Origin of the sequence: Fenollaria sporofastidiosus, from assembly GCF_943169635.2 — a bacterium.
In the GTDB taxonomy this organism is placed as follows: domain Bacteria; phylum Bacillota; class Clostridia; order Tissierellales; family Peptoniphilaceae; genus Fenollaria; species Fenollaria sporofastidiosus.
This window is the reverse complement of the sequence record NZ_OW968186.1, coordinates 567372-579141: the sequence shown is the minus strand read 5'-3', so window position 1 is coordinate 579141 and position 11770 is coordinate 567372. Positions and strand designations below refer to the sequence as shown.

Genomic DNA, 11770 nt, shown 5'->3' with positions numbered 1-11770 from the left:
ACATAAAGAGAAAATTGATTTTCACGAGCGCAGCCTTCGGAGAAAACTGCCTTAATTTCTTAGCGAAACGAACCGCCCGTGGGCTCATCTAGCTGAGCGAAGCGAACGGATATGAGACCACAGGTGAGTAAGCTCAGAAATTATCAGTTTTCGTAGACGTAGCAAGCGAAGGAAATCAATTTTCAATGTGCAATTGTCAACTTGATGAACTAAGCTCTGGTGGAACTATCTTTTCGATGTGCTTTTCTTATCTTAAGACATAAAGAAAGACTACACAATTTTTTCTGTGTAGTCTTTCTTTATACTATGTCGCTTTCACTCAATATACAAAGATTACATATTTGTAATACTTTTATATATAATTACTCTTGCATTTTACAATTTTTATGTTATAATTATTCTTGTAGATAGGAGAGGCAATCTTTAATAAGGAGGTTTATTAAATGATTCTTTCATTTAATGTAATGCAAACGGTTGGCTTTGCTATCTTGGTTTTTTTGGTGGGGAAATTTATCAGAACGAAGGTTAAATTTTTCCAGACTTTTTGTGTCCCTGCGCCTGTTATTGGCGGCTTTTTGTTCGCTATCATTAGGTTTGTCTTAGCTCTTACGGGGCTATGTACTTTTGTTTTTGACAACACTCTTAAGGATCCTTTCATGATGGTCTTCTTCACATCCATCGGCGTTGGTGCCGATCTCGACACGCTTAAGAAGGGCGGCAAGGGTTTTGTTTATTTCTTACTTGTAGCAACGGTTTTAGTTATTTTTCAAGATGTCCTTGGCATTTTCATGTGCAAAGTTATAGGGGTAGATTCGCTGCTTGGCCTTGTTTGCGGCTCGGTTACTATGGTTGGTGGTCACGGCTCTGCTGGCGCGTGGGGTAGCACTTTTGAGGAGCACGGCCTATTTAATGCGTCAACTTTCTGCATGGCGGCTGCAACTTTCGGTGTAATTATGGGCTCTGTTATAGGTGGACCTATCGGTTCTATGCTTATTAGAAGAAATCACTTGGCTAAGCCTACATACAATGACAGCTCTGAGAATAATGTTTTGGAGAGTCTCGAAAAGGTTAGCGCTGGTGCTAGCTATAAAGAGCTTGTTCCACTAAACGCCTTCGACTTTGTCAAGGTTTTAGGTCTCATCTTCGTATCTGTTGGTCTCGGTTCGATATTGCAAGTTCTCATCAAAAACAATGTAAGCATACTTGGTAATCCATTGAGCCTACCTAGTTATGTAACAGCAATGATACTTGCAGGCATCTTCGTCAACACCATCGGCAAGAAGGGTTCGAAGTTTGCTGTTGATGAGAGAGCTAACTCCATCTGCGGTGACGTCGGCTTAAACATTTTCTTGGTAATGGCGCTCATCGACATCAACCTTCTTGACTTAAAGGATGTTGCCGGCATCATGCTCGTGGTGCTACTTGCGCAAACTGTGCTCATGGCTTTGTACGCGTACTTTATCAACTACTGGGTTATGGGTAGAAACTACGACGCGGCAGTTTTGTCGGGCGGCCTTTGCGGCTTCGGCATGGGTGCAACATACAACGGCATCGCCAACATGGACTCGATTACTGAAAGATTTGGTCCATCACCAAAGGCATACTTTGTCTTGCCAATGGTTGGAGCCTTCGCAATCGACATAATCAACTCGCTTTCCATAACCGTATTTTTGAATATCGCGCAAAACTTTAGATAAAATAATACCCTCTTTACTTTGCTTAGTAGAGAGGGTTTTTTTTATTTGCATTAACTTGTAAGTGGAGGGCACTAGTACTTTATAAAATTATACATAAATTTCAAGCCTGCTAAGCTTAGTGCCGCGCCTATGCCTGTGTAGAAGAAGGCGATGAAGTTCACGCCTAATAGTGAGTACTTTCTTATAAGTATGCCGCCTGTCATCATGATCGCCATGATGATGAAGCTCTTGAGGTCGAAGAAGTTCCAAAAGTATCTCTTCTCTTCTGTGTATGCTTTGATGCGCACGGTGTGCTTGTTTACGAGTCTATTAAAGACCATGAGCCAAAAGACTATGAAGACTGCGAGTGACATAAGGACGTTAAGCGCCGTGAACTTTGTTTTGTAGGCCTCGAGTCCTAGGCTTAGAACCTTCAGCCCTGCGAATAGCCACACGAGGCTCGCGATTAGTAGTAGGTATCTTTTCTTTACCATGATGCGCCACCTTTCTAATATGATGTTTGTCTATATATACCCAAGGCGTAAAAAAAGTGAGCACATTAATCAATGTACTCACTTAAATATTATTTATATGCCACTTCTTAAATAAATTATTAGTGCAATCAATGCAAGCAATACAACAAAGCTTAGCATCTTAATCACATTCCAAGTTGCGTTCTTTCCTGCTGCTACTCCTTCTGCTAGGCCTGCTTTTGCAAGTGCGCTCTTGATTGGCTTATACAAAAGTATGATCAGTGCTGCGTTGACTCCGCCTTTGATTAGGTTAAATGGTATGATTACTGGCATAAGTTTTACGACTTCTGCTCTTGGAAAACCTGTGTATATCGGTGTTACAACTAGATTCCAAAGTGCCATAACTACTGTTAGCGATAAAACTGCGCAAACTAGTGACAAAACTGCTCCCTTTGTTGTTCTTTTTCTGTGGTAGATGGCTGCTGCAACGCCTGAGAATGAAAGTGTTGCTATGATGTTCATCACTGCGCCCCAAGGTCCTGACTCGGAGAAGGTTATCATCTCAACAAGTACTTCAATGACTGCCGCTGCGATCGCAACTAGTGGTCCAAAGATGAAGCCTGCTGTTGTTAGGATGACATCTTTCGGGTCATACTTTAAGAATGGTAGTGATGTGATTGGAAAGCGAATTATCGCTGTTAAAACTATTGCCATAGCGGCAACTACTGCAATTAATGTGATTTTTTTTGCTCTTGACATAAAAAAAACACCCTCCTTAATGATTATTCAACTAATAACCTTTAAGATCTTTTTCCGTCCTGACTGTACAGTCGGCACCTGAATTTCACAGGTTCTGCATATGCTCGCGGGCTTTACCGCCGGTTAAAAGGAATTTCACCTTACCCCAAAGTATTAGATGTACTTTTATTATAGTCCTAGTAGTATTCTTTGTCAAGCCTTAGATATAAAATTCGAGGCTCATCACGGCCTTGCTCCCACTATTCACTTTGTAGTAGCGCGCCTCGTGGTACCAGTTAGTGAAGACCTTTAGGTAGATATCGCCTTTGCTGATGGCGTAGCCTGTGACTATAATCCAGTGTGCGCTTTTTACTGACTCTATGAGTAGCATGGCTGTGATATGTCCTTCATCAATAGCCTTTACTATGTCCATGGTTTTGGGAAAATATTTTCTTTTAACTTTTACGCTTGTCTTTCTATTCTTAATAATTTTTTTCACACGCGGCTCCATAAACAAAACTGGCCCTGATTTTATATATCTATACACTTCATCAAAGCTTACATCATCAAAGCCCATCATCTTCAAGATGTTGGTGGCTGTAGTGAAGGCGCAGTGGTTATTTAGGCCTGTGCCGTCAAAGTCTGTGGTAATAGAAAGTGATGCTAGGCTCACTCCCAGCATCACTTCTTTATCTACTTTATCTAATTTTTTAATGAATCCGTAGCTCATTACTCTCTATAAGCGTCGTAAACTGCTTTTGCAACGACTTTTGGAACTCTCTCATCGAACATATCTGGCATGATGTGCTCTTCTGTAAGGTCTTTATCGTCTACAAGGTTTGCGATTGCATGTGCAGCTGCAACCTTCATATCGAAGGTAATAGTCTTTGCGCGTCTGTCTAGTGCGCCTCTGAATATACCTGGGAAGGCAAGTGAGTTGTTGATTTGGTTAGGAAAATCGCTTCTACCTGTACCAACTACCTTAGCGCCTGCTTCTTTTGCTTCGTCTGGGTAGATTTCTGGAACTGGGTTTGCCATAGCGAAGACGATAGCGTCTTTGTTCATAGTCTTGATCATATCTTTTGTAAGCACTCCTGGTGCTGATACGCCTATGAATACGTCTGCTCCTACCATGGCATCCTTAAGTGTGCCTTCTTCGTTCTTTGGATTTGTCTTTTCAGCGATCTCTTTCTTGATCCAGTTGTTCTTTTCGTTGCCTCTGTAGATAATGCCCTTTGAGTCGCAGATAAGTATATTCTTAACGCCAAGGTTAAGCATCATATAAGCGATGGCAATGCCTGCTGCGCCGCTACCATTGATAACGACTTTAAGGTCTGCATAATCCTTCTTTATTAGCTTGCATGCGTTGATAAGTGCAGCTGTTACGACGATGGCTGTGCCATATTGGTCGTCGTGGAAGACTGGTATATCAAGCATCTCATCAAGTTTTCTTTCTATCTCAAAGCATCTAGGCGCGCTTATATCTTCAAGGTTAATGCCGCCAAAGCCTGGAGCGATGTTCTTAACTGTGTTTACGATCTCGTCAACGTCTTGTGTATCTAGCATGATAGGGAAAGCGTCAACGCCGCCAAACTTTTTGAATAATATGGACTTTCCTTCCATAACTGGCATACCTGCCTTAGAGCCGATATTACCAAGGCCAAGAACTGCTGAACCGTCTGTAACTACAGCTATGAGGTTACCTTTTGCAGTGTATTTGTATTGCAATTCTGGGTCGTCGTGTATAAGCTTGCAAGGCTCTGCAACACCTGGTGTGTAAGCAAGTGCAAGGTCGTGCGCGTTATTAACTTCAACCTTAGGTACTACTTCTAATTTACCTCTCTTTTCTTCATGAAACTTAAGTGCTTCTTCTTTGTAAGCCATGTCATCCTCTCCTTTTAAATAATTATTGATGATATTTGCCGCTCTATCTAGTGACTCGGAGTCATATGTAAGGTCAACCATCCTAGTAAAGCCTTGCTCGATAAAGGATACCTTCTCCTCTTCCGCGTCGAGCGCAAGACCTATGATCTTCTTGTCATACTTCTTTGCCTTATTAAGAACTAGCGACCTAAAGCTTTCTTTTCTAAGCTTTAAGGATAGATAGTCGTCAACTAAGATTATTATATCACTTTTTTGAGTAATATTGTCAAAATTAAAATATTTTTCTAGAAAATCGCCAAGATCCACAACTTTTGGTTTTAAAAACATGCAAAGTGAAAACATCGAACCGCCACCTGCGCCTGCCGCCTCTACGTTTTTAGCCTTGCAATTGAAGGCGCTTTGAAGTAGGTATTGGAAGTTTTCCATATTGCGCTCGAAGATCTCAAGTATGAGATTGTCCGTGATGAGCCTGTTTTGATATGTCGTGCCGCGGTAGCCTATGAAGCGCATCTTTGAGTACTTGATGATCTTAAAGTCAACGCCGTGAATTAAACTGTCCATGGCAGTCGTGTTAAAGCCTTTGATCTTGTATATGTCCCTAGTCTCTGTCACTTCTTCGTTCAATACATTGTAGAACTTCACGCCCATGGCACGCAAAAAGCCAACAGCTGCGTCATTGACACCGCTGCCACCTACACTGATGGTGATCTTCTTCTCGCCATTTTCTATAAGCTTCTTCACAAGAGCGCCTGCAAGGTAGCTAGTCGAGCTTAAGTCGCCCTTCATCCTGTACTTTATGATGCTCGAGAAGGACACAATGACATTGTCATCGCATCTGAGGTACTTAAGAGTGTGTTCTACTCCTTCCTCGTCCATGACAATGGCCTCATCTACCTTGAAGGACTTTAGGTCCTCTGTCGCCTCATAGATGTTGCCGTAGCCGTCTGGAAGTGCATATATATCCACATCAGCGTTTATTTTTCCTTCTATCGCCTTAAGTAGCTCCAAGGAAGAAATCCCCGATATGAAAGAGCCGGCGATAAGTGCGACCTTTCTAGACAATTCTGTTTAAGCTCCTTCCATTAACATAGGCATCGATGTTGTCATAAATCACCTTGTAAAGCCTTTGTCTTGCTTCCAAAGATGCCCAAGCGATGTGCGGTGTGAAAGCCGCGTTTTTAAGTGCGTATAGCTTGTTGTCCTTAGTCATAGGTTCAGGTGCCGCAACGTCTGATGCATAGAAAGCAACATCGCCGTTCTTAAGCGCGTCAGCTAAATCAGATTCGTTGATAAGACCGCCGCGTGCAGTGTTTATGATGATGGCTGTGTTTTTCATAAGAGCAAGGCTCTTTTTATTAATAATTTCTTTTGAATCCGCGTTCATTGGCGCGTGAAGGCTCACTATGTCAGCTTCTTTGAAAAAGTCTTCGTAGTCACGGAAGAAGTCCCCGTCCGCATGGTGACCCGCTACTTTTAAAGCAATGACCTTCATACCAAGAGCCCTATATGCATCAGCTACCTTTTGACCGATATCACCATAGCCAACGATGCCCGCAGTCTTGCCTGCAAGCTCGTGTATAGTACCTAGGAAGAAATTAAAGTCTTGGCTGTCCACCCATGCTCCCTCGCGAACCTTTTGAGCATAAGAATAGACATCGTTAACAGCATTAAGTAAGTGAGCAAGTGTTAGCTGCACAACCGAATATGTTGAGTAGCTAGGCACATTCGCAAGGCCAATGCCAAGCTCCTTAATGGCATTTAGGTCAATGTTATCGAAGCCAGTTGCCGCCTCGGCTATGAACTTCACCTTGCTGCCCTCAAGCTCAGCCTTGCCAAGCCTTACCTTATTTGTGATCACGATGTCCGCATCCTTTATTCTTTCTTTTATATCTGATGGATTAGTTCTGTCGTATGTAGTGAATTCGCCAAAATCCTTGAACATGGACGTGTCAATGTCGCCCGGATTTGAATTGTACATGTCTAAGAAAACAATCTTCATAATATCACCTCTAAAGTATATATGCCCAAAGAGAAGTGATTTTAAACGGTGGGGGTGGGCTTAGATGATTTGCGATACGTTTCTAATTTATATTATTCTTTTTCTTTATAATCCATGTAGTTTACATTGTAATAAAAATAATAATGTGATATAATTAAGTTAATTAAATCTAAATTAGAAGTATACATTAGAGTAGAAAAACAAACAAATAAGGAAGGTGTTTTATATGAAATTTAAAAGGATATTAACTATTACACTAGTAATGCTATTTGTGTTTTCACCTATAGCTAATGCTCAAATAAAAGAAGATTTGAGTAATTTTAAATATGAAGCTGATATTTTTGATAATGGCACGATGGGTATTTGGGAGACTAACTCAGAGCTCCCTTATGATGGATATAAAGTTGGACCTAAGACAGAAGCTTACATTAACAGCTTTAAAACTAGTGCAGATACTCCAGAGGGCAAAATTAAAGACGTAGTTAATTATATGATTAATTACAATTTAAAATATAGCCATAATGCTGGAGATACTATTAATTTAGATAGCAAGAAAGGCAACTGTCATAGTTTATCTGTGTTTGCTGCTAAATTATTTAAGAAAGCTGGATTGCCATATAAATCTATACTTCTTAAAGGTACAGAAAAAGATGGTACTAAGTATGGGCATGTTGCTTTAATTACTATCAACGATAAGGGTGAGCCATATTATTTTGAGTCTACCACTTATACTAATTTAAGAGATGAACAAAAAACAGAAGAGGTAATACAATTATTCATTAATAGAGGAGCAAATCAAGAACAAATAGCCAAGGATATGCACTATAATCATAATGCAAAAAGATATAGTGAGCTTCGAATTTATATTACTGAATGGCTTAATAATGGAAAAATTCCAGAGGACCAAGAGAATAGACGTAAAGTAGAACTTAAAAAAGTGGATTTAAATAATGGTTATGTAGAATACTTTAAACCTATTAATTTAAAAGATGTAGATGGATTAAAGTTAGATAATCAAAAAAAAGTTAAATAGCTTAAAAAATAAAGCAGTTGGTTTAATTGTAAAATATCTACCCTCCTTACTGAAGAATCAGTAAGGAGGGCTTTTTTTGCACTTAGTAAATAAATGGCCTTAAGCAACAAAAAAGTCTCCTCAATATTTGACATAGAGCCATAAATAAAAAAGCGACACGTAATAAACGCATCGCTTTATAAACTTTTATTCATAGTGTGACCACATTCTAATTATATAAACACTATTACTATCTTTGTCTACTTTATAAATCAACCTGTGTTGATAATTTATTCTTCTTGAGTAGGCTCCTTTCATATCGCCAACAAGCTTTTTAAACAGTGGTGGACTAGTAAATGGATCTTCTTTTATTATTTCAATCAATGATTTTACTGTATTTTCAAGTCCAGCACTTTTTATATTATCAATATCTTTTAAAGCCTTTTTAGAATAGAATATTTTATAATTACCATCTAACATCGTCTTCACTCACATACTCTTCTGGCCCAGCATTAAGTCCTTCTATTATGCTTTCTTTAAGTCCTGGAATTGAGCTTAAATATAAAGTCTCCATAATTCCCTCATAATCATCTTCGCTCATAAGTACTGCATTTCCTTCTTTTGTTGACACATTCACAACGCTGTTGTATTTTACAGTGTCTTCTAGTACCTTAAATATATCTTTTCTAAAGTTAGTAACGTTCATGCTTTTCATAATATCACCTCTTATGTACATTATACCGTACGTTAAATAAAAAGTCAAGAGTTTGGTCAAAAAAAGAGATCGATAATTTATATCGATCCCTATTTTAATTAAGCTAATTTTTTACGAAGCGATGAACCGCCTCTCTATACATACCCCGCCAAAGATTTTGCTGGAAAAATTTATGGATAAAGCGATGTGGAGATTTTTGTCAAGCGGAATGTACAGATCGTACCTGAGCATTGGCAAAAATCGATCCGTAAGATCAATCAAAGCTGTCTTCGCCTTGCTCGACACCTTTGTGATCTCTGGAATAAATCATACATAGCCAATCGAACATCGCTAGCACTCGTTCTCTTGGTGTATGAAATTAACAAGCTCTAGGCGCAAATCGAATGCGAAATTACTTTATTACAGATATTACGTACACCTCTGCACTCTCATTTAATGCAATCTTAATCACACTATCCTTCGCATAGTTCTTGCCGAAAACTATCCTTTTATCGTTTGTGAATAGGTTTTGAACTTTACCTTTGCTATCTTTAAGGATTAATTTTTCTGCGCCACCTGCGTCGTATAATACGTTTGTGATTGTGTACTCTTCGCTTAGGCTTGTGATGAGCTTATCTACTCTTAAAACTTTTTTATCTTTGTCAAGGCTTAGCTTAACGATATCGCCTGCTTTAGCATTAGGGAAGCTTGCGCCGTCTGTGTCGTAGACTCTAAGTGTTTTTGTCTTGTCGTAGCCTTCGAAGGACTTATCAAGTTTGGAATCGTAGTCGCTTCTTAGCTCAAGTATGTCTTCTGTGTCAACTACTTTCTTCTTTTCAACGTTTTTAAATACTATAGCAACTGGTGCATCATCTGCGCCGCGGAAGCTGTCGTACTTAGTAACGTCTTTTGCGTTTAGGTCCTTAACTGTGAATACATAAGCTGTTACTGTCTTATTAAAGCCTGCGTTCTTTACTTCATCTAGGCTAATAGTTTCAACTTTGTAGTCCTTGCCTACTTCTACTAAATTATATAGCAAAGTATTGTCAAGAAGGTTCACTTCTTTGCCTGCCACGTAGATAGTGCTTCTCTTAACGCTCTTTGTAGGTGCGAAGACCTTGTATGTCTTTGCATCTCTGTCAAGCGGCTTGAAGTCCTTGGCATAGTCAGCGTGTCCTGTCAATACAAATAGTTTTTGTACTGCATCCTTTGTATATAGTGCGTAAACCATGTCGTAGTTGTTAAGCTCGGATAGTCTTATCTCCTTGCCATCTTTATAAATCTTAAGGTCTAGTGAGTCTTGAACTCTCACTTCTTTGCCGTCTCTGTCAATAAGAGCGACTGCGTTTGTAGTAACTCTGTCTATCATAAAGACGTCTTCATCGAATGAAAGCTTGCCGTAGATCACTTGAACATTGCCAAAGATGTCTAGTGCAAGATTAACTTTTTCATTGATTAGTAGTTTTACTTCGTCGTTGTACTTTTGTGCGTTCACTTGTGTGAATACTTTTTCGTCAATAGTTGCAACGGCTCTTCTTGATTTTTCATCTGATAGCTTGTAGTCTTTATTAGCTAGGTTGATGAAGGCTCCATCTCTACTGATCTTGTACTTAGCGCCTTCTCCTTCTACCTTATTTCTTACGACTATAGCCTCATCACTTGCGTAGAAGTGCAAAACGTCGTACTTTTCAAGCTTAGCAGGGTCTATTGCCGCAAGCTTGCCATCATTATAGATATATGCCTTCTTAAGATTTCTCTTTACAATAGCGCCTGTTTCGTCGTCAAGAACTTTAACTGCTCCATTGTCATAAGAGATAAGTGGCATGATGTCTTCGAATGTGTAGGCCTTGATATAGACAACTTTTGCAGAAACGCTTGTTACATATGCAAGGTCTGCCTTGTAGTTTGTCTCTTTAGCAAAGTCGTTGAATAAATCAAAGTACTTGCCGTTAACAGCTCCTCCGCGGAACTTTTGCTCTGTAAGAGCAGCCTTATCTTCAAGAACTGTTGATTCCTTAGTAGAGTCTCCTACATATAGTCTTGCACCTTTGATATTGATAGGCGCGATTTCAGTCTTTGCGATGGCGCTGTCTCTGTATGTCTTAATCATGTTCTTTTGGTCGATGTCTAGGTCGTATACCTTGCCAACTATGTCCATAGGGTCCATGCCGTCTTTAAGGTCAATGATGTAGGCCTTACCTTCTTTGAAGCCATCTAAGCTTGATTTTAATACAAGTATCTCTGCTTGCTTTTCACTTAGATTTGAATTTGCATTTGTCTTTGTAACTATGGCAGTAAGCTTTGATAAATCAGCTTCCTTCATACCCTTAAGAAGGTTGTATATCATTACAAAAACGTTCTCCCTACTAGCTTGTGCCTTGTAATCAAGGTCCATAAGTCCATCAAGCACGCCATTACTTGCAGCGTATGTGATGTATGGTAGAGCCCAGTTAGCACCTTCTCCTGCCTTGATATCAGTTCCGCCAGCTGCCACAGCAAGCATCTTGATGGCCTCTTGATACCTAACATTGTTTCTAGGTTTGAAAGTGCCGTCTTCGTATCCACTGATGATCTTTAGCTCGCTTGCGATATTGACAAAGCCGTTTGACCAGCGTCCCATAGCCATATCGCTAAACTTGCTAGGTAGGTTGATTGCCTTGTCAGCAAGACTTTCCTTGCCAAGTGTTCTTGTAAGCATAGCTGCAAACTCTTCTCTAGTGATAGGGTCTGCTAGTCTAAGTCCTTTCGCGTCACCTTTGACATATCCCTTTGAAACAAGGTAGTCAATCTTGTCTTTATTGCTCATTGCTTCATTTTGTGCAAAGCTTGCGCTCATAGTACCTAGTACTAAGACGAAAGCTAGGACAATGGATAAAATTTTCTTCATCTTCATAGTATTACCTCCTGTATGAATATTGATTATACTTATTTATACCATAATATAGCTTTTTTCAAACAAAAAAGAGAGCCTATCTGATTAGGATAAGCTCCATATGTTTTTCTCTTGTTCATAAAAAATTGTTTTGCGTGTATCACGAAAATTGTTTTCTCTCACTTGCTCGTCTACGAAAATGCATTATTAATCGAAAAGTGATTTAATATGATCTGAATAACGAAAAGTGATTACCTCTCTCGCTGCGCCTATGGAGGCTGTCTTAGTAATCGAAAAGTGTATTACTCGTGACTTAGGCTTCTCAAATTGGAAATTTCTAAGCTTACTCACCTGTGATCTCATATCCGTTCGCACATCGAAAAGATAGTTCCACGAAGCTTAGTTCAACAAATTGACAATTG

Annotated in this window: 10 protein-coding genes, 1 pseudogene and 1 riboswitch; of the genes and pseudogenes, 2 read left to right on the top strand and 9 right to left on the bottom strand. The window is 39.6% G+C overall.

Annotated features, from left to right (window positions below; all coding sequences use genetic code 11):
- Positions 1-443: 443 nt before the first annotated feature.
- Positions 444-1697: a sodium/glutamate symporter gene (gene gltS, locus KO172_RS02685; RefSeq protein WP_215492024.1), complete on the top strand. Its 1254-nt coding sequence runs from the start codon at positions 444-446 to the stop codon at positions 1695-1697.
- A 71-nt stretch (positions 1698-1768) separates the two neighbouring features.
- Here gltS and KO172_RS02680 read toward each other — a convergent pair whose 3' ends face one another.
- The 6 genes and pseudogenes from KO172_RS02680 to KO172_RS02655 form a co-directional block, all read right to left on the bottom strand.
- Positions 1769-2170 (bottom strand): hypothetical protein, encoded by a 402-nt coding sequence (locus KO172_RS02680; protein ID WP_215492023.1) that lies wholly within the window; start codon positions 2168-2170, stop codon positions 1769-1771.
- Between the two features lie 93 nt (positions 2171-2263).
- Positions 2264-2908 carry an ECF transporter S component gene (locus tag KO172_RS02675; RefSeq protein WP_215492022.1) on the bottom strand — a complete coding sequence of 215 codons (645 nt, stop codon included), beginning with the start codon at positions 2906-2908 and terminating at the stop codon, positions 2264-2266.
- Positions 2909-2950: 42 nt separating this feature from the next.
- Positions 2951-3065: riboswitch (FMN riboswitch) on the bottom strand.
- Positions 3066-3107: 42 nt separating this feature from the next.
- Entirely contained in the window at positions 3108-3617 is a 510-nt protein-coding gene (locus KO172_RS02670; RefSeq protein ID WP_215492021.1) for a hypothetical protein, read from the bottom strand.
- Positions 3617-4771 carry an NAD(P)-dependent malic enzyme gene (locus KO172_RS02665; protein WP_251320163.1) on the bottom strand — a complete coding sequence of 385 codons (1155 nt, stop codon included), beginning with the start codon at positions 4769-4771 and terminating at the stop codon, positions 3617-3619. The genes KO172_RS02670 and KO172_RS02665 overlap by 1 nt, the downstream gene beginning before the upstream one ends.
- A 75-nt stretch (positions 4772-4846) precedes the next feature.
- A pseudogene (locus KO172_RS02660) lies at positions 4847-5737 on the bottom strand (glycerate kinase); the annotation flags it as partial.
- A gap of 88 nt (positions 5738-5825) precedes the next feature.
- A complete protein-coding gene (locus tag KO172_RS02655) occupies positions 5826-6770 on the bottom strand; it encodes a D-2-hydroxyacid dehydrogenase (protein ID WP_215492019.1) in 945 nt (314 codons plus the stop codon).
- Positions 6771-6996: 226 nt separating this feature from the next.
- Between KO172_RS02655 and KO172_RS02650 the strand changes: the two genes are divergently transcribed.
- Positions 6997-7803 carry a hypothetical protein gene (locus KO172_RS02650; protein WP_215492018.1) on the top strand — a complete coding sequence of 269 codons (807 nt, stop codon included), beginning with the start codon at positions 6997-6999 and terminating at the stop codon, positions 7801-7803.
- 186 nt (positions 7804-7989) lie between these two features.
- Here KO172_RS02650 and KO172_RS02645 read toward each other — a convergent pair whose 3' ends face one another.
- The 3 genes from KO172_RS02645 to KO172_RS02635 form a co-directional block, all read right to left on the bottom strand.
- A complete protein-coding gene (locus KO172_RS02645; RefSeq protein WP_215492017.1) occupies positions 7990-8262 on the bottom strand; it encodes a Txe/YoeB family addiction module toxin in 273 nt (90 codons plus the stop codon).
- Positions 8249-8497 carry a type II toxin-antitoxin system Phd/YefM family antitoxin gene (locus KO172_RS02640; RefSeq protein WP_215492016.1) on the bottom strand — a complete coding sequence of 83 codons (249 nt, stop codon included), beginning with the start codon at positions 8495-8497 and terminating at the stop codon, positions 8249-8251. The genes KO172_RS02645 and KO172_RS02640 overlap by 14 nt, the downstream gene beginning before the upstream one ends.
- A 391-nt stretch (positions 8498-8888) precedes the next feature.
- A complete protein-coding gene (locus KO172_RS02635; RefSeq protein ID WP_215492015.1) occupies positions 8889-11369 on the bottom strand; it encodes an S-layer homology domain-containing protein in 2481 nt (826 codons plus the stop codon).
- Between the last annotated feature and the right edge of the window lie 401 nt (positions 11370-11770).

What these genes read in the sequence shown, in the direction of transcription:
- KO172_RS02655 (WP_215492019.1), bottom strand. Translation starts at nt 6,770, where the DNA reads ATGAAGATTGTTTTCTTAGACATGTACAATTCAAATCCGGGCGACATT.
- KO172_RS02665 (WP_251320163.1), bottom strand. Translation starts at nt 4,771, where the DNA reads ATGGCTTACAAAGAAGAAGCACTTAAGTTTCATGAAGAAAAGAGAGGT.
- KO172_RS02650 (WP_215492018.1), top strand. Translation starts at nt 6,997, where the DNA reads ATGAAATTTAAAAGGATATTAACTATTACACTAGTAATGCTATTTGTG.
- KO172_RS02680 (WP_215492023.1), bottom strand. Translation starts at nt 2,170, where the DNA reads ATGGTAAAGAAAAGATACCTACTACTAATCGCGAGCCTCGTGTGGCTA.
- KO172_RS02635 (WP_215492015.1), bottom strand. Translation starts at nt 11,369, where the DNA reads ATGAAGATGAAGAAAATTTTATCCATTGTCCTAGCTTTCGTCTTAGTA.
- gltS (WP_215492024.1), top strand. Translation starts at nt 444, where the DNA reads ATGATTCTTTCATTTAATGTAATGCAAACGGTTGGCTTTGCTATCTTG.
- KO172_RS02675 (WP_215492022.1), bottom strand. Translation starts at nt 2,908, where the DNA reads ATGTCAAGAGCAAAAAAAATCACATTAATTGCAGTAGTTGCCGCTATG.
- KO172_RS02640 (WP_215492016.1), bottom strand. Translation starts at nt 8,497, where the DNA reads ATGAAAAGCATGAACGTTACTAACTTTAGAAAAGATATATTTAAGGTA.
- KO172_RS02670 (WP_215492021.1), bottom strand. Translation starts at nt 3,617, where the DNA reads ATGAGCTACGGATTCATTAAAAAATTAGATAAAGTAGATAAAGAAGTG.
- KO172_RS02645 (WP_215492017.1), bottom strand. Translation starts at nt 8,262, where the DNA reads ATGTTAGATGGTAATTATAAAATATTCTATTCTAAAAAGGCTTTAAAA.